Origin of the sequence: Cupriavidus sp. OTU4054 (assembly GCF_038440175.1) — a bacterium.
Lineage (GTDB): Bacteria > Pseudomonadota > Gammaproteobacteria > Burkholderiales > Burkholderiaceae > Cupriavidus > Cupriavidus pauculus_D.
In genome coordinates this window covers 20827-37547 of sequence record NZ_JASATF010000007.1, presented here as the reverse complement: position 1 = coordinate 37547, position 16721 = coordinate 20827, and the positions used below count along the sequence as shown (strand labels likewise).

General features: G+C 67.7%; 16 protein-coding genes. 9 read left to right on the top strand and 7 right to left on the bottom strand.

Annotated features, from left to right (window positions below; all coding sequences use genetic code 11):
• Positions 1–15: 15 nt before the first annotated feature.
• The 9 genes from AAHB16_RS10755 (at position 16) to AAHB16_RS10715 (ending at position 9023) form a co-directional block, all read left to right on the top strand.
• Positions 16–384, top strand: a complete 369-nt coding sequence (locus tag AAHB16_RS10755) for a response regulator (RefSeq protein ID WP_150377208.1) — start codon at positions 16–18, stop codon at positions 382–384.
• Positions 381–665 carry an STAS domain-containing protein gene (locus AAHB16_RS10750; protein WP_150377207.1) on the top strand — a complete coding sequence of 95 codons (285 nt, stop codon included), beginning with the start codon at positions 381–383 and terminating at the stop codon, positions 663–665. Before AAHB16_RS10755 ends, AAHB16_RS10750 begins: the two co-directional genes overlap by 4 nt.
• The gene (locus tag AAHB16_RS10745; RefSeq protein WP_342050840.1) at positions 662–2674 is read left to right on the top strand and encodes a chemotaxis protein CheA; all 2013 of its coding nucleotides are present in this window, start codon (positions 662–664) and stop codon (positions 2672–2674) included. Before AAHB16_RS10750 ends, AAHB16_RS10745 begins: the two co-directional genes overlap by 4 nt.
• Positions 2659–4314 (top strand): methyl-accepting chemotaxis protein, encoded by a 1656-nt coding sequence (locus tag AAHB16_RS10740; RefSeq protein ID WP_342050839.1) that lies wholly within the window; start codon positions 2659–2661, stop codon positions 4312–4314. The genes AAHB16_RS10745 and AAHB16_RS10740 overlap by 16 nt, the downstream gene beginning before the upstream one ends.
• A 17-nt stretch (positions 4315–4331) precedes the next feature.
• Entirely contained in the window at positions 4332–4874 is a 543-nt protein-coding gene (locus tag AAHB16_RS10735; RefSeq protein WP_342050838.1) for a chemotaxis protein CheW, read from the top strand.
• Positions 4875–4887: 13 nt separating this feature from the next.
• The gene (locus AAHB16_RS10730) at positions 4888–5694 is read left to right on the top strand and encodes a CheR family methyltransferase (protein WP_150377203.1); all 807 of its coding nucleotides are present in this window, start codon (positions 4888–4890) and stop codon (positions 5692–5694) included.
• Positions 5691–6788 carry a protein-glutamate methylesterase/protein-glutamine glutaminase gene (locus AAHB16_RS10725; RefSeq protein ID WP_342050837.1) on the top strand — a complete coding sequence of 366 codons (1098 nt, stop codon included), beginning with the start codon at positions 5691–5693 and terminating at the stop codon, positions 6786–6788. The genes AAHB16_RS10730 and AAHB16_RS10725 overlap by 4 nt, the downstream gene beginning before the upstream one ends.
• A gap of 70 nt (positions 6789–6858) precedes the next feature.
• The gene (locus AAHB16_RS10720; protein WP_342050836.1) at positions 6859–7257 is read left to right on the top strand and encodes a PaaI family thioesterase; all 399 of its coding nucleotides are present in this window, start codon (positions 6859–6861) and stop codon (positions 7255–7257) included.
• Positions 7258–7325: 68 nt separating this feature from the next.
• Positions 7326–9023: an FAD-dependent oxidoreductase gene (locus tag AAHB16_RS10715; RefSeq protein ID WP_342050835.1), complete on the top strand. Its 1698-nt coding sequence runs from the start codon at positions 7326–7328 to the stop codon at positions 9021–9023.
• Between the two features lie 6 nt (positions 9024–9029).
• Here the strand turns inward: AAHB16_RS10715 and AAHB16_RS10710 are convergent, their stop codons facing one another.
• The 7 genes from AAHB16_RS10710 to AAHB16_RS10680 all read right to left on the bottom strand — a co-directional run bounded on the left by AAHB16_RS10710 (position 9030) and on the right by AAHB16_RS10680 (position 16720).
• Positions 9030–9743 (bottom strand): isochorismatase family cysteine hydrolase, encoded by a 714-nt coding sequence (locus AAHB16_RS10710; protein WP_342050834.1) that lies wholly within the window; start codon positions 9741–9743, stop codon positions 9030–9032.
• Between the two features lie 108 nt (positions 9744–9851).
• Positions 9852–10433, bottom strand: coding sequence for a TetR/AcrR family transcriptional regulator (locus AAHB16_RS10705; RefSeq protein WP_342050833.1), 582 nt, complete (start codon positions 10431–10433; stop codon positions 9852–9854).
• 88 nt (positions 10434–10521) lie between these two features.
• Positions 10522–11352: an enoyl-CoA hydratase gene (locus tag AAHB16_RS10700; protein ID WP_342050832.1), complete on the bottom strand. Its 831-nt coding sequence runs from the start codon at positions 11350–11352 to the stop codon at positions 10522–10524.
• Between the two features lie 19 nt (positions 11353–11371).
• Entirely contained in the window at positions 11372–12787 is a 1416-nt protein-coding gene (locus tag AAHB16_RS10695) for an aldehyde dehydrogenase family protein (protein WP_342050831.1), read from the bottom strand.
• Between the two features lie 9 nt (positions 12788–12796).
• On the bottom strand, positions 12797–13582 hold the full coding sequence (locus AAHB16_RS10690) for an enoyl-CoA hydratase/isomerase family protein (protein ID WP_342050830.1): 786 nt from the start codon (positions 13580–13582) through the stop codon (positions 12797–12799).
• A 2-nt stretch (positions 13583–13584) separates the two neighbouring features.
• A complete protein-coding gene (locus tag AAHB16_RS10685) occupies positions 13585–15726 on the bottom strand; it encodes an acetate--CoA ligase family protein (protein WP_342050829.1) in 2142 nt (713 codons plus the stop codon).
• Positions 15719–16720 carry a Bug family tripartite tricarboxylate transporter substrate binding protein gene (locus tag AAHB16_RS10680; protein WP_342050828.1) on the bottom strand — a complete coding sequence of 334 codons (1002 nt, stop codon included), beginning with the start codon at positions 16718–16720 and terminating at the stop codon, positions 15719–15721. The genes AAHB16_RS10685 and AAHB16_RS10680 overlap by 8 nt, the downstream gene beginning before the upstream one ends.
• Position 16721: the final 1 nt, after the last annotated feature.

The window sequence follows — 16721 nt, the reverse complement described above, 5'->3', positions numbered from 1 at the left end:
CAAGGACCACACACCATGGCAAAGACCATCCTGATCGTTGACGACTCCTCCTCGGTTCGCCAGGTCGTGGGTATCGCACTGAAGGGCGCGGGCTACGCGGTCATCGAGGCCAGCGATGGCCGCGACGCGCTCTCCAAGCTCACGGGCCAGAAGGTGCATCTGATCATCAGCGACGTGAACATGCCGAACATGGATGGCATCACGTTCCTGAAGGCCGTCAAGGCCCTGCCTGCGTATCGCTTCACGCCGGTGATCATGCTCACCACCGAAAGCCAGGAGGCGAAGAAGCGCGAAGGCCAGCTGGCCGGCGCCAAGGCGTGGGTCGTCAAGCCGTTCCAGCCGCCCACCCTGCTCGGCGCCGTCGAGAAGCTCGTGCTGCCATGAGCGACGCCCTGCGCTTCGCCCTAGATGGCGAACTGACGATCTACCGCGCTGCCGAATTGCGCGAAGCCCTGATGGCGGCACTGCCCGCCCCGCCCGCCTCGATCGTCATCGATCTTGCCGAGGTCAGCGAGATCGACAGCTCGGGCGTCCAGCTGCTGGTTGCCACGCAACGGGCGGCCATCGCGGCAGGCGTGGCGCTCGCCTTCTCCGATGCCAGTCCGGCCGTGCGCGACGTGCTCGGTCTGTTCAATCTTTCGACGGCGCTGGGGGTCCCCGCATGAACATGGATCAGGCCCTCCAGGCCTTTATCGTCGAGAGCCGCGAGCTGCTCGAGGATATGGAATCCGCGCTGCTGCGCGTGACGCATGAAGCCGATCCCGGCGACTCGATCAACGAGATCTTTCGCGCCGCGCATACCATCAAGGGTTCGGCGGGACTCTTCGGCCTCGACTTTATCGTCGACTTCGCGCATGTCGCGGAGAGCGTGCTCGATCGGGTGCGCGATGGCGCGCTGCCGATCGACGAGGCCGTGGTATCGCTGCTGCTTGCCTGTGGCGACCATATCGCCCGCCTCGTCGGCGTTGCCGCCGAAGGCCGCACCGAATCCACGCCGGAACTCGACGCCGATGCGGCCCCGCTGCTCGCGCAACTGCATACCTACCTCGACACGCCCGCGGACGAAACCGGCAAGGCCGAGCGCGCCACGCAGGGCGCTCCCGCTGACGACGGCATGACGCACTGGCGCATCGCGCTGCGCTTCGGCCCCGACGTGCTGCGCAACGGCATGGACCCGCTGTCGTTCATACGGTATCTGGGCAAGCTCGGCACGATCGTGTCGATCGAAACGCTGACCGACGCGCTGCCGCCGCTCGCGGACATGGATGCCGAGTCGTGCTATCTCGGTTTCGAGATCGTGCTGGCCAGCGACGCGGGCCGGGCGGCGATCGAAGGCACGTTCGAGTTCGTGATCGACGATTGCGAAGTGGCGATCGAACCGGCAGGCGCGCCGGAAGCCGCCAGCGTGGCGACTGCCAATGCCTCGGCCGAGGCCGCGATCGATACCAGCGCCACGGCGTCGGCCACGATCGAACGCCCTGCCGCCCGCGCGGGCGAACGCCAGTCGGTGCGCGTCGATGCCGACAAGCTCGACCGCCTCGTCGACCTCGTCGGCGAGTTGATCACGGCGTCCGCCACCGCGATGCAGGCCGGCCGTTCGCTGCACAGCTCGGCACTGCACGAAGCGCATTCGACGCTGATCGGCCTCGTGCAGGAAGTTCGCGACAACGCGCTGCAGCTGCGCATGGTCAAGATCGGCGGCACGTTCAGCCGCTTCCAGCGCGTGGTGCATGACGTATCGCGCGAGATCGGCAAGGACATCGTGCTCGAGATCAGCGGCGAGGATACCGAACTCGACAAGACGGTCGTCGAGAAGATCGGCGATCCGCTGACGCACCTCGTGCGCAACAGCATGGACCACGGCATCGAGTCCGCGGAGGTCCGCGCGGCGCGCGGCAAGCCCGCGCGCGGGACGGTACGCCTGAATGCCTATCACGACTCCGGCAGCATCGTGATCGAGGTCGGCGACGACGGCGGCGGCCTCTCGCGCGAGAAGATCCTCGCCAAGGCCATCGACCGCGGGCTCGTGGAAGCGGGCAAGGTACTCAGCGACCAGGAAATCTACGCGCTGATCTTCGAGCCGGGCTTCTCCACGGCCGAACAGATCACGAACCTCTCGGGCCGCGGCGTCGGCATGGACGTGGTCAAGCGCAATATCACCGCGCTGCGCGGCACCGTGTCCATCGACAGCGATCCGGGCGTGGGCACCACGGTGTCCGTCCGGTTGCCGCTGACGCTGGCCATCATCAACGGCTTCCAGGTGTCCGTCGGCAACTCGGTGTTCGTGCTACCGCTGGAGGCGGTGGAGGAATGCGTCGAATTCCGCGAGGACACCGGCCACGACTTCATGGAACTCCGCGGACAGGTGCTGCCGTTCGTGCGGCTGCGAACGCTGTTCGATATTCAGGAGGCCGCCGCCACGCGCCAGAGCGTCGTGGTCGTACGGCATGCGGGACAGGGCTTCGGCATCATCGTCGATCGCCTGCTCGGCGAAGCGCAGACCGTGATCAAGCCGCTCGCGCGCATGTTCGCGCATCTGCAGGGTATCAGCGGCTCCAGCATTCTCGGCAGCGGGGACGTCGCGCTCATTCTCGACGTCCCCGCGCTCAACCAGATTCTCAGCGTCTCCCCTCGTACCGAAATCAACAAGGAAAGATCATGTTCACCAACATGAAACTCGCGACGAAGCTCTTCGGCTCGTTCGTCATCGTGCTTGCCCTCATGATAGGGCTCGGCACCTATGCCATCGTGCAGCTGTCCACGGTGAACGCCTCCACGGTGGATATCGCCACCAACTGGATGCCCAGCGTCAAGGACGTGCTGTTGACGCGCGGCAACCTGCACCGCGTGCGTGTGCTCGAGTTGCGCACGATCCTGACCGACGATGCCAACGAGATCCGCGACGCCATCTCGGAGTCCAGCGACCGTATCGCCTCAATGCGCAAGACGTGGGAAGAGTACGGCAAGCTCCTGTCCTCCCCTGAAGAGAAGCAGCTGTACGATCAGGCCAAGGCAGATCTGGACGGCTTTATCGCGGAGCACGACAAGATCGTCACGCTGGGCGCGGCGAACAAGAACGAGGAAGCGCGTAACGTGCTGAATGGCACCTCGCTCAAGCGCTACAACGCATTCCGTACCGCCACCGACAAGCTGACCGAGATCAACGTGAACGGCGCCGACGGCGCCGCGCGCACGGCCGCCGAAGTGTTCGCCAACGCGCGCTCGTGGGTCATCGGCACGCTGATCGGCTGCTCGATCCTCGCACTGGCCATGGCCTTCCTGATCACGCGTTCGCTCGTGCGCCAGCTCGGCGGCGAGCCGGCCTACGTGGGCGAGATCGCCAACAGCGTATCCAACGGCGACCTGACGCTCGACATCCAGACGCGCGCGGGTGACAACACCAGCGTGCTGGCCGCGATGAAGAACATGGTCGGCAAGCTCTCCCATATCGTCAGCGAGGTCAACGGCGGTGCCGAAGCGCTCGCCGGCGCATCGGAGGAAGTGAGCGCCACGGCGCAGTCGCTGAGCCAGGCGTCCAGCGAGCAGGCATCGGGCGTGGAGGAAACGAGCGCATCGGTCGAACAGATGACGGCCTCGATTTCCCAGAACACCGAGAACTCGAAGGTGACCGACAGCATTGCGACCAAGGCGGCCACCGAGGCTTCCGAAGGCGGCGAGGCCGTGCGCGCCACGGTGTCCGCGATGAAGCAGATTGCCCAGAAGATCGGCATCATCGACGACATCGCATACCAGACCAACCTGCTCGCGCTGAACGCGGCGATCGAAGCCGCGCGTGCCGGCGAGCACGGCAAGGGCTTCGCGGTGGTGGCGGCGGAAGTGCGCAAGCTCGCCGAGCGCAGCCAGGTGGCCGCGCAGGAAATCGGTGACGTGGCCGGCTCCAGCGTGGAACTCGCGGAACGCGCGGGCAAGCTGCTCGACGAGATGGTGCCCAACATCCGCAAGACGTCGGACCTCGTGCAGGAAATTACCGCCGCGTCCGAGGAACAGTCGTCGGGCGTGAGCCAGATCAATGCCGCGATGACGCAGCTGAGCCAGACCACGCAGCAGAACGCATCGAGCTCGGAAGAACTCGCGGCCACGGCCGAAGAGATGAGCGGCCAGGCCGAGCAGCTGCGCAACACCATCAGCTTCTTCCGCATCTCGGGCATGGCCGATGCGCGCCGGACGCGCGCCACGGCACGCAAGCCGGCCAAGACCGCCGCCCGCAAGGCTGCGCCGGTGCTGGACCTCGCGATGGCGGATGGGGACATGATGGACGGCGGCATCGACGAGCGTTCGTTCGCCCGTTACTGAGCGAGCGGAGCAGAACAATGACCAACGCGATGACCGGCGTCGTGGCATCGACCGGTGGACTGGCCGAGACCACCCAGTATCTGACCTTCCAGCTTGGCGGGGAGATGTTCGCCATCGGCATTCTCGCCATCAAGGAGATCATCGAGTACGGCACGCCGACCGTGGTGCCGATGATGCCCCCCACCGTGCGCGGCGTGATCAACCTGCGCGGCGCGGTGGTGCCCGTCATGGACCTGCAGGCGCGCTTCGGCCAGCCGTCCAGCCCCGTGGGCAAGCGCACCTGCATCGTGATCGTCGAAGTCCCCGCCGGCGAGGAGTACCAGGTGGTGGGCGTGGTGGTGGACGCGGTGAATGAAGTCGTCGATATCGGCCCGTCCGACATCGAGCCCACACCGTCGTTCGGCGCGCGTATCCGCACGGACTTCATCGAAGGCATGGGCAAGGTCAAGGGCAGGTTCGTGATTCTGCTGAACCTCGAGCGCGTGCTGTCGCTCGAGGAAATGGCAACACAGCTGGCAACGCAGCTGGCAACGCTCGCGCAGCAGCCGGTGGAAGCCTGATCGCGCACGCATCATGCAACAGTTCATGCTCACCGATCAGGACTTCGGCAACTTCCAGCGCTTTATCTTCGAGGCGGCGGGCATCACGCTCTCCCCCGCGAAGAAGGCGCTGGTGTGCGGCCGGCTGGCCAAGCGCGTGCATGCGCGGCAACTGGGAAGCTATGCGGCGTATTTCGACCTGCTGCGCAGCCGCCGCGACCTCAGGGAAGTCCAGGTCGCGGTGGATCTGCTGACGACCAACGAGACCTACTTCTTTCGCGAGCCCAAGCACTTCGATCTGCTGCGCGAAGTCGCCGCGGCGCACGAGGGCGGACGGCCGTTCCGGATCTGGAGCGCCGCCTGCTCGAGCGGCGAGGAAGCCTACAGCATGGCCATGGTACTGGCCGACGGCATGACGGGCCGGCCATTCGAGGTGGTCGGCACCGATATCAGCACGCGGATGCTCGCGCGGGCGCGCACGGGGCACTATCCCGACGCGCGTGCCCGGCTGATTCCGCCCACTTACCTCAAGCGCTTTTGCCTCAAGGGCCAGGGCGAGCACGAAGGCACGATGCTCGTGGACCGCAGCGTGCGGTCCCGCGTGCAGTTCACCCATGCGAACCTCAACGATCGCCTGCCCGATGTGGGCATGTTCGACATGGTGTTCCTGCGCAACGTGATGATCTATTTCAACGGCGCGACCAAGCGCCAGGTGGTGGCGCGCGTGCTGGGCCAGTTGCGGCCGGGCGGCCATTTCTGCATCGGCCATTCCGAGACTCTCAATGACGTGAGCGACGCGGTGGAGCAGATCGCACCGTCGGTCTACCGCAAGCCGCTATGAACGCCACGCAACCTATCCGTGTGCTGGTCGTCGACGACTCGGCCGTCGTGCGGCAGGTGCTGGTCGGACTGCTCACCGCGGCGCCGGGTATCGAGGTCCTGCACGCGGTGGCCGACCCGCTGCTCGCCATGGAACGCATGCGCGTGCAGTGGCCGGACGTGATCGTGCTCGATGTGGAAATGCCGCGCATGGACGGCATTACGTTCCTGCGCAAGATCATGGCCGAGCGCCCTACCCCCGTGGTCATCTGCTCCACGCTGACCGAGAAAGGCGCCAGGACGACGATGGAGGCGATGGCGGCCGGCGCGGTGTCCATCGTCACCAAGCCGAAGCTCGGGCTCAAGCAATTCCTGCAGGAAGCGGCCGACGAGCTGATCGCCACGGTGCGCGCGGCCGCGCGCGCCAATGTGCGCAGGCTGGTGCCGCGCACGGGTCCGGCGGCACCGGTCGCGCCGACGGCCAAGCATTCGGCCGATGTCATTCTGTCGGCGGGCCTGCCGCCCGGCGCGACGCGCGCGATGGCGCAGACTACCGAGCGCGTGGTGGCCATCGGCACGTCCACCGGCGGCACGCAGGCGCTCGAACAGGTGCTGACGGCCCTGCCGCGGGTCTCCCCGGGCATCGTGATCGTGCAGCATATGCCCGAGAAGTTCACGGCGGCGTTCGCGGCGCGACTCGATGCGTTGTCGGCCATCAGCGTCAGGGAGGCACAGACCAACGACCGTGTGGTGCCCGGCCGGGCGCTGATTGCGCCGGGCGGACGGCATCTGCTGCTACGCCGCAGCGGCGCGCAGTACTTCGTCGAGGTCGTCGATGGCCCGCTCGTGAACCGTCACCGGCCCTCGGTCGATGTGCTGTTCCGCTCGGTCGCCAAATGCGCCGGGGCCAACGCGCTGGGCATCATCATGACGGGCATGGGCGACGATGGCGCGGCGGGCCTGCTCGAGATGCGCACCGCGGGGGCGCGTACGGTGGCGCAGGACGAGGACAGCTGCGTGGTGTTCGGCATGCCGCGCGAGGCCATCAAGCGCGGCGGCGTCGATCGCACCGTACCGCTCTCCGCAATCGCCAGGGAGATTGGCGCTGCGGCATGACGCCGCTTGCTGCAAAATACCGGCCTGGGCCCAAGACCCGTTACCCGTTATCCATGACGACACCCAAGCCGTGACCTACCCCACCGACAATCCCCTGCTCGACGACCTCGGCATCCGCCTGACCAGCGTCACCCATGGTGCCTGCACGCTCGAACTCGATATCGAACCCCGCCACCTGAACCGCCAGGGCTCGCTCCAGGGCGGCGTGAGCGCCACGCTGCTCGATGCCGCCTGCGGTTACGCCGGCCTGCAGGGCGAGGACGGCAAGATGGGCAACGCGGTCACGCTGATGCTGACCATCAGCTATCTGGGCCGCGTCAGCACCGGCCGTGTCCGCGCGACCGCGCACGTCACCCGCGCGGGCCGCAGCATCTATTTCTCGTCGGCCGAGCTCACGGCCGAGAATGGCGACCCGATCGCCACCGCGCAAGGCACGTTCAAGCGCTCCCGCGAGGCCGCCGGCACCTGACCCGGCGCTTCTCGCCTATATTGACTGAGGGCCGACGGACGGCCCCCTCAGTCGGGAGAACGCTGGCGATGCGCGAGGAAACGCAGGATGACCGACCGGACGACGAGAGCGTACGCAACCACCCGCGCTATGCCCAGATGTTTCCGGTGCTCACCGAGGCCGAGCTCGATCGCGTGCGGCGTTTCGGCACGCTGACTCACCACGCCGCCGGCGAATATCTCTATCGCGCCGGTAACCTGTGTCCGGGCGTATTCGTGTTGCTTGCGGGCAAGGTGCGCATCATCGGCCGCGATGGCCTGGGTCACGAGCGTGTGGTGCATACCTATACGCAGCGGGGCGAATTCACGTCCGACGTCACGCAGTTGTCGAGCAAACCCGCCGTGGTCGATGCGCACGTGATCGAGGACGTGCAGGCGATGCTGCTGCGCCCCGACGAACTGAGCGCGCTGATGATCGGCGAGGCCGATATCGGCGAGACGCTGATGCGCGCGCTGATCCTGCGCCGCGTGCTCGTCATCGAACGCGGGCATGGCGTGATTCTCGTAGGCTCGGGCGAGGATGCGCGGCTCCAGGCACTGCAGAATTTCCTGCGGCGCAATGCGTTTCCCTACGTCACGCTCGACGCCACGCACGAGTCCGATGCCATTGCGCTGCTGGAACGGCTGACGCCCGCGCCCGACGACTTCCCGATCGTCGTCTGCCCCGACGGCTCGGTCATGCGCAATCCCGATCCGGGCCAGCTGGCATCGTGCCTCGGCCTGATTCCGGAGTTCGATCCGAGCTATGTCTACGACGTGACCGTGGTGGGCGCCGGGCCGGCCGGACTCGCGACGGCCGTGTACGCGGCGTCCGAAGGCCTGTCCGTGGCCGTCTTCGACTGCCGCGCGCCCGGCGGGCAAGCGGGCACCAGCGCGCGTATCGAGAACTACCTTGGCTTTCCGACGGGCATTACCGGCCATGCCCTGGCCGGGCGCGCGTTCGTGCAGGCGCAGAAATTCGGCGCGCATATCGGCATCCCGTGCGAGGTCCGCGCGCTGCACTGCGACCGCTCGCCTCTTGGCATCGAATTCGACGATGGCTGCCATATCCAGTCCCGCACCGTCGTCATCGCCTGCGGCGCCGAATACCGGCGGCCCGGCGTGGCCGATCTCGAACGGTTCGAGGGCAATGGCGTCTACTACTGGGCCACGCCGATCGAGGCGCGGCTGTGCCGCACGGAGTCCGTGCTGCTGGTCGGCGGCGGCAACTCGGCCGGCCAGGCCGTCGTGTTCCTGTCCGCGCACGCCGAGCACGTGCATATGTTCATCCGCGGCGGCAACCTCGAACACAGCATGTCGCGCTACCTCGTGGAGCGCGTGCGCGCGTTGCCGAACGTCACCCTCCACATGGGCGTCGAACTCACGGCCCTCGAGGGGACGACGCGTCTCGAGCGCGTCCACTATCGCGGCGCCGGTGGCATCGAGGGCAGCATGACCACGCACCATCTGTTCGTATTCATCGGCGCCGACCCGAATACGCGCTGGCTGCGGCCAAGCGGCGTGCTGTTCGACGACAAGGGCTTTGTGCTCACGGATTACAACCTGCCCGCCACGGCATCCGCCCCCAGCGGTCCGCCGTTGCTGCTGCAGACCAGCGTGGAAGGCGTGTTCGCGATCGGCGACGTGCGCTCGGGCTCGACCAAGCGCGTGGCGTCGGCGGTCGGTGAAGGCGCGGCCGTGGTCGCGCAGCTGCACCGTTTTCTTGCCATGCAGCGCGCGCCCGGGTAGACGGGTTCAGCCTTCGAGCCGCTTCACCACCTCGTCCGTGGTCCACAGGCCGTTGGCGATAAACCGGAAGTTGATCAGCGCGGCCAGATAGCCATCGCCCTCCGGCACCTTGGGACCCGCGATCGCATCGCGCACCACGCCCACTTCGAAGCCCTGCTCGAGCAGATCGCGCAGATGCGATTCCACGCACAGGTTGGCGGCCATGCCGGTCAGGATGACCTGATCGACATGGCGCTTGCGCAGTTGCAACGTCAGATCGTTGACCTGCGGGCCATACAGCTTGTGTGTCGAGCAGATGATGGTCTTGCCGTCCTCGATATAAGGCTTGAGCTCGGGCAGGAAGTCGGCGCCCGAATCGCGAAACCCTTCCAGCGTCAGCGCACCGGGGCGATCGAACATGCCGAGCCCGTGCTGGAGCACCTCGCCCGGGCCCTGGAACGCGCCCTCGTGGTCATGCGGGTAGTAGTAGTGCGGCGACACGGCCACGGGCAGCCCGGCCTGCTTGGCGGCACGGAACAGGCGCGCAAGGTTCGGCACGAGGTTCTGCTCGGTCACGCTCTCGCCCACGAGGGGCCACGCGGCGCCATGGGGGCTCATGAAGTCGATCTGCGGATCGATCACGACGAGCGCGGCGCGCTTCGGATCGAGTTTCATCGTGTGCTTCGGCAGCGCGGCGTTGGCGGGGTCGGCGTACTGAGGCAGCTTGGGCGTATTGCACATGGTGGTTCTCCGGTGAAAAAGGCGGGTCAATTTATAGATGACCAGTCGCTTTATTAAAAGGCAAAAAAAGAGACGTGCCCCAAGGCGCGTCCCGGTGGTACCTCGTCGTCAGGCCAGCAGTCTCGGCAACACGATCCGCTCGAAGCGCAGATACGGGTCGCGATTGCGCTGCACCTTTGCGCGCAGCACGGCGCCTTCCCAGGCCTCGATCAGCACGCCGGCCACATCGTGGGCGCGCTCGCCGGTACCGATATGCGACAGCGCGGCCACGCAATCGGCCAGCGCCTCTTCCCAGCGCTGGAACAACTGCATCAGCCGGCGCCGGGCGTCGTCGCTTTCGGTCGCGAGTTCGAGGGACAGGTTGCCGACCAGGCAGCCCTGCGCGAAGTTATGCTGACCGTGGTCGTCGGCCAGTGCGCGGAAAAACCGCGCCAGCCGCGCGGCGGGCGCCTGCGACGTATCGCGCAGCAGCGGGAAATGCCGGGTCTCGATGCCGAGCCAGTACTGCTCCAGCAGCTCGATGGCGAATGCCTCCTTGCTGTCGAAGTAGTTGTAGAACGAGCCCTTGGGCACACCGGCGGCGGCCGTGATGTCCTGCACGCCGGAGCCGTTGAAGCCGCGGCTGTGGACGACCTGCCCGCCGGTGGCGAGCAGCCGGGCGCGCACGTCGGGGTTGGGGGGTCTTGGCATGGGATGACCGGCGAATGGCTAACGATGGTTAGCAAGATAGTCGGTCATCTATTTATTGTCAACACCCGCGTGCAACGCCGCGCTCCGCCTATCGCCCGGTGAAGCGCGCCGGCCGCCGCTCGATAAAGTGCGCGACGCCTTCCGTGAAGTCTTCGCTCTGGATGCTCTCGAACATCTCGGCGTTGGCCACGCGCGTGGCGTCGGCCAGCGACTGGAACGGCTGCTCCCACAGCTGGCGCTTGATCACGCCGATCGACCGTGGCGACACGTTCTCGGCAAGGTCGTCCGCATAGGCGACGGTCTCGGTCATCAGCGCATCCGCGTCGTAGACACGATCGACGAGGCCCATGCGCAGCGCTTCGTCGGCCAGCACCTTGCGCGCCGAGTACAGCAGGTCGGCCGCATGGCCGGGTCCCACCACGCGCGGCAGCATCCATCCGATGCCATGCTCGGCGATCAGCCCGCGTCGCGCGAACGCCGTGCTGAACGCGGCCTTCTCGCTGGCAAATCGCATATCGCTATAGAGCGCGAATACAAGGCCGAGGCCGGCCGCGGCGCCGTTGATCGCGGAGATGACGGGCTTTCGCAGCGCGGGGAAGTAACCGTAGCGCGTCTGGTAGTCCGCGCGCCGGTTCATGTCGAATGGACGCATCCAGCGCGCCGCGCGGATATCGTCGGGCGGCAGGATCTCCAGCGCGTTGATGTCCATGCCCGCGCAGAACCCCTTGCCCGCGCCCGTGAGCACGATCACGCGAACTTCCTCGTCGCGGTCGAGCGCTTCCATCGCATCGCGCAGTTCGGTCTCCATGACCTGCGTGAGCGCATTGAGCTTGTCGGGGCGGTTCATCGTGACGATGGCCACGCGGTCGCTACGGCCGGCCAGCGTGACCGTCAGTTCCTGATATGTTTTCTGGCTCATCGTTCGGTTCCTCTTTCCTTTATGGCAACTGCACCGCGCGCGGCTCGACGAACTCCTCGAGCCCAAAGACACCGCCCTCCCGGCCCATGCCGGACAGGCCAAACCCGCCGAACGGCGCCGCGGGGTTGAAGCGCGCACCGTTGACGTCCACCTGCCCCGCCCGCAGCGCATCGGCCACGCGGGCCCCCGTGGCATCGTCGGCCGCCCATACCGTAGCGGCCAGGCCGTAAGGCGTGCCGTTGGCGAGCGCGATCGCTTCTTCGACCGTGTCATAGCACTGCACCGCGAGCACCGGGCCGAAGACTTCCTCGTTGGCCAGGCGGCTATCGGCGGGCACGTTGCCGTAGACCGTGGGCGCGACAAAGAAGCCGTGCGCGGGCACGGGCGCATCGGGACCGCCCGCGATACGGTCGAATCCCGCGCGTTCGGCTTCGGCCAGATGCGCGTGCACACGTTCGCGCTGCGTAGCCGAGAGCAATGGTCCGATGCGCGTGTTCGCGTCGGCCGGATCGCCGAGTGTCATGGCCGCTACCGCCTGCTCGAGCCATGCGCGGCATTCGGGATAGGCCTCGCGGGCGACGATCAGCCGCGTGGTCGCGCTGCATGTCTGTCCCGAATTGAGGAAACACGATGCCACGGTAGCCTTGACCGCCTTTTGCAGATCGGCGCCGGGCAGCACGACGGCCGCGGACTTGCCGCCCAATTCCATCGACACGCGCTTCATGTCGCCGGCGGCCGTGGCGGCGACCTTGCGGCCCACGGCGGTCGAGCCCGTGAACGACACCATCCGCACGTCGGGATGCGACACCAGCGCGGCGCCGAGCGCGGCGCCGCCCGACACGATATTGAGTACGCCGGCCGGCAGTTGCGCGGCCTCGCACGCGGCAATCAGATGCTGCGTCGCGGACGGCGCGAGCTCGGACGGCTTGAGCACGACCGTGCAGCCCGCGAGCAGCGCCGGGGCGACCTTGCCCGTGATCTGGTGCAGCGGATAGTTCCACGGCGTGATGGCGGCGACCACGCCGACGGGCGCCATCGTGATGCGGGAATGGGCGACCTGCCGGACGAACGCGAAGTCGTCGGCGAGCGCGGCGGTGGCGCGCCATGCCGCGATTGGCGCGTCAACCTGAATGCGGCGCGACAGTTTCAGCGGCATGCCGACTTCGCGCGAAATATCCTCCGCCAGCTCGGATGCGCGCGATTCCAGCGCATCGGCCAGCGCAAGCAGGTATTGCGCGCGCGCGCCGGGGCTCAGCGTCTGCCATGCGTGCGCGGCCTTCGTTGCGGCGCGCACGGCCGCGTCCGCGTCGGCTGCGCCGCCGAGCCGCACGTCCACGCGCGGCGCTTCGGTGGCGGCATCGAGCACGCGCACGACCTCGCCGCTTTCGATCGGACGGCGCGCGCCGTCGATATAGTGTTCCGACAATTGCTTCACATTCACTCCCTACCTGGTGTTGCGTTGTTCGAGAAACCGCGCCATGACGCGCTGCGGTTCGCCATCGGCGTAGCATTCGAGCTGGGCGCGGATACCTGCCACGGCGGCATCGTCGAAGCCCGGCTGCGTCATCGCGCGCAGGCGCTGCTTGGAGAGGCGCACCGCCGTGGGGGGCAGTGCAGCGAGCGTGCGCGCACGGGCCAATGCGGCCGGCATCAGATCCGCTTCGGCGTGCAGGGCCGTGACCAGTCCCATCTCGTAGGCGCGCTGGCCGCTGACCAGTTCGCCCGACAGCGACATCTGCACGTTGTGTGTGTGGCCGACGTGCAGCGTCATCAGGTACGACCCGACGATGCTGGCGAGGCCGGCCTTCACCTCCGGCTGTCCCCATCGGCTCTCCGGCGTGGTCAGCCGGAAGTCCGCGCAGAGTGCCACCTGGAAGCCCGCGCCGGCGGCCACGCCGCGCACGGCCACGACGGATGGCTTGTCGAGGTCGCGCACGGCCTGGTACATCGCGCGCTGGCGTTCGAGCCATGGCACGATCTGCTGCCACGAGACTTCGGCGGCCTCGTCGAGGTCCTGCCCCGCGCAGAATGCGCGCTCGCCCGCGCCGGTCAGGACCAGCGCGCGGATGCCGGTATCGGCGTTGAGCGCGCCCAGCGTGTCGATGAGCGCCTGGCGCAGCGCGCCATTCACGGCGTTCATGCGCGTGGGGCGGTTCAGTATGACGATGGCGATATCGCCGTCGCGTTCGACGCGCACCACGTCATGGCTGTCTTGCTTTGCATCGCTCACGATCAGGTCTCCTCGTGCAGTTGGACGACGGCATCGACAGCAACTACGCCCTCGCCGGCCGCCATCACCATCAGGGGATTGATATCGACCGAGCGCAGCGTGTTGCGATGGCGCAGGGCCCAGTCGCCGAGCGCCACGGCGGCGGTGGCGAGCGCATCGAGGTCGAGCGCCGGGATGTCCCGATAGCCCGCGAACAGCGGGGCCACGCGCAGCCGCGCGCAGGCGGCCCTGGCGTCGTCGACCGTGAACGGCGCGAGCAGGGTCACGATGTCCTTGCGGAGTTCCAGCAGCGTGCCGCCCTCGCCGATCATCACGAGGGGGCCGAACATCGGGTCGACGGAGACGCCGAGTGCGAATTCGTGCCGGCCCTTGACCATTTGCGCGACCACGACTTGCGGTTCTGTGACCTCCAGTGTGCGCAACGTGTCGAGACACGCGCGCGCGGCGGCTTCGACTTCGGCCGGGGTGCTCAGGCGCAGATGCACGAGGCCGTGCTCGCTCTTGTGCGGCACCGATGCCGCGCAACCCTTGACCACGACGGCTCCTGCGCCATCTGCGCGCATCGCCTCGAACGCGGCGACGGCCGCATCGGCACTCGCGCAGCGGCGGTACGACACGGTCGGCACACCGGCCTCGGCCAGCAGCGCGAGACTGCGCGCCTCGTCCTGCAGACCATGGCCGTCCAGCGGCAGCGGCGCGGACGGGACGGGCTTCATGACGACCCGTGCGGTGCGCTGCCGGTGCATCGCATACTGCGCCAGCGCCGCCACCGCATCCGCCTCGGTCACGAACGTCGGCACCCCGTGCCGCGTAAATACTTCCCGCACACCCTGCTGCGGCGCGCTGGCCACCAGCGGCTTGCGGTGCGCCGCGCTGAACGCCGCCGCATCGCGCGCCAGCGCTTCCACGTCATACCCGGGCCCCGCCACCGGGATGCCGATCATCACCATGTCCGCCGCAGGATCCGCGCCCAGCGCGTTGAGCACCCGCGGGAACATGTCGCCCTTGCCGAGCAGCGCGGCCGTCATGTCCAGCGGATTGTTCGCGGTGCCGAACTCGGGCAGGATCTCGCCGAGCGCCCGCAGCGTGTCGTCCTGCAACGCCGTCAGCGGCAGCGCATGCCGCTCCGCCAGATCGGCCGCCATCACCCCCACCGCGCCGCTATGGCTCATCACCACCGTGCGGCCCTGCCCCGGCGCGTGGTCCTGCAGATACAGCGGCACCGCGCGCACGAGTTCGCCGATATCGCCCGCGCGCCAGATGCCATGCGCGACGAGAAACGCATCGATCGCCGCGTCGTTGCCGACCAGCGCGCCCGTATGCGAGGCGGCCGCCTGCGCCCCGCGCGCACTATTGCCGGCCTTGATCGCAACGATGCTCGCACCGCGCGCCCGCGCCGTGGCCGCCGCACGCGCCAGGGCTTCGGGATTCGAGATCGTTTCCAGATAGACGAGAATCAGCCGCACCTCGGGATCGCCCGCCACCGCCGCCGCGATCGCACACGCATCGAGGTCCGCATCGTTACCGGTGGCCACGAGGTATCGCACGCCGTGCCCGGCCTGCCGCAACAGCGCATACGGCATCACGCTGGCCGCGCCGCTCTGGCTGATGATGGCGATGGGGCCGTCCTGCGGCGCCACCTCCATGAACATCGTCGAAAAGTTGAGCACCGCGCCGCTGGCAAAGTTCGCGGTGCCCTGCGCGTTCGGGCCGACCAGACGCATGCCGCCCGCATTGGCGATGCGCACGAGTTCCTGCTGCCGCGCACGCCCGGCCGCGCCGGTCTCGGCGAAGCCCGAGGCCATGATCACGGCCGCCTTGACGCCCGCATCGGCACAAAGCTTCACCTGCTCGAGCGTGGCGTCGCCCGACACCGCGACGATGGCCGCTTCAGGCGTCTTGCCGAGCGCCACGAGGTCGGCGAGGGTCGCGTGCGCGGGCAGGCCCTGAATGACGTGACGCCCCGGATTGACCGGCAGGATCTCGCCCGTATAGCCAAACGTGCGCATGTAATGGATGGGTCGGCCACCGACCTTGTTGGGATTGTCCGAGGCGCCGATCACGGCAACGGAGGCCGGGTGGAACAACGCCCCGAACGTGTCGTCCATCGCGTCCTCCAGCGGCGCAAGCAGGGTGTCAGTCAACGGTCGCTCCCGATTGCTTCACCACGGGGCCCCACTTGGCCGCGTCGTGCTGGATCAGCTTTGTGAAATCCGCGGGCGTGCCCGGCAGCGGACGCGCGCCGAGCGCGGCCAGCTGCGTCTGCACGTCCGACTGTCCGAGCACGGTCTGCAGCTCGGCATTGAGGCGCTTGATCGCATCGGGCGGCGTGCCCTTCGGCGCCGAAAGGCCGAACCAGATCGTCACGTCGAAACCGGGCAGCCCCGCTTCCGCGACGGTCGGCACCTTCGGCAGCGCCTCCGACCGCGTGGTGCCGGTGACGCCGAGCGGCTTGACCTTGCCGCTGCCGATGTACTGCACCTGGCTGGATACCGTGTCGAACATCATCGAGATGCGCCCGCCGAGCAGGTCCGTGAACGCCGCGGCCGAGCCCTTGTACGGCACGTGCACGATATCGATGCCGGCCATCGACTTGAACAGTTCGCCCGACAGATGGTTGGAGCTGCCGTTGCCTGCGGAGCCGAACGTCAGCGAGCCGGGCTTCTGCTTCGCGAGCGCAATCAGCTCCTTCACGTTGTTGACGGGCAGGCTGTTCGGCACCACGAGCACGTTGACCGTGGCGGCGACGGAGCCCACGGCGTCGAACGCCTTGACCGGGTCCACCTTGAGGGCGCGGTACAGCGACGGATTGATTGCCATCGTGCCCGTGGTCGAGAAGAACAGCGTGTAGCCGTCGGGGGCGGACTGGGCCACCGCTTCGGTGGCGATCGTGCCGCCCGCGCCGCCGCGGTTGTCGATGACGACGGGCTGGCCCAGCTGCTGCGACAGGTGCTGGCCGATCAGGCGCGCCATGGCGTCGGTGGGACCGCCGGCCGGGAACGGCACGACGAGGCGAATCGGTTTGCCCGGGTAGGCGCCGGAGGCGAAGGCGTTGCCGGCGGCCAGCGGCGCGGCGGCAATCAGCAGGGCGCAGAGCGGTCGGCGCCATGCGCGAAGCATGTGGGTAAAGCGCGGCATG

Excerpts from the sequence above, each read along its gene's own strand:
- AAHB16_RS10755 (WP_150377208.1), top strand. The coding sequence starts at position 16 with ATGGCAAAGACCATCCTGATCGTTGACGACTCCTCCTCGGTTCGCCAG.
- AAHB16_RS10750 (WP_150377207.1), top strand. The coding sequence starts at position 381 with ATGAGCGACGCCCTGCGCTTCGCCCTAGATGGCGAACTGACGATCTAC.
- AAHB16_RS10745 (WP_342050840.1), top strand. The coding sequence starts at position 662 with ATGAACATGGATCAGGCCCTCCAGGCCTTTATCGTCGAGAGCCGCGAG.
- AAHB16_RS10740 (WP_342050839.1), top strand. The coding sequence starts at position 2,659 with ATGTTCACCAACATGAAACTCGCGACGAAGCTCTTCGGCTCGTTCGTC.
- AAHB16_RS10735 (WP_342050838.1), top strand. The coding sequence starts at position 4,332 with ATGACCAACGCGATGACCGGCGTCGTGGCATCGACCGGTGGACTGGCC.
- AAHB16_RS10730 (WP_150377203.1), top strand. The coding sequence starts at position 4,888 with ATGCAACAGTTCATGCTCACCGATCAGGACTTCGGCAACTTCCAGCGC.
- AAHB16_RS10725 (WP_342050837.1), top strand. The coding sequence starts at position 5,691 with ATGAACGCCACGCAACCTATCCGTGTGCTGGTCGTCGACGACTCGGCC.
- AAHB16_RS10715 (WP_342050835.1), top strand. The coding sequence starts at position 7,326 with ATGCGCGAGGAAACGCAGGATGACCGACCGGACGACGAGAGCGTACGC.
- AAHB16_RS10710 (WP_342050834.1), bottom strand. The coding sequence starts at position 9,743 with ATGTGCAATACGCCCAAGCTGCCTCAGTACGCCGACCCCGCCAACGCC.
- AAHB16_RS10705 (WP_342050833.1), bottom strand. The coding sequence starts at position 10,433 with ATGCCAAGACCCCCCAACCCCGACGTGCGCGCCCGGCTGCTCGCCACC.
- AAHB16_RS10700 (WP_342050832.1), bottom strand. The coding sequence starts at position 11,352 with ATGAGCCAGAAAACATATCAGGAACTGACGGTCACGCTGGCCGGCCGT.
- AAHB16_RS10680 (WP_342050828.1), bottom strand. The coding sequence starts at position 16,720 with ATGCCGCGCTTTACCCACATGCTTCGCGCATGGCGCCGACCGCTCTGC.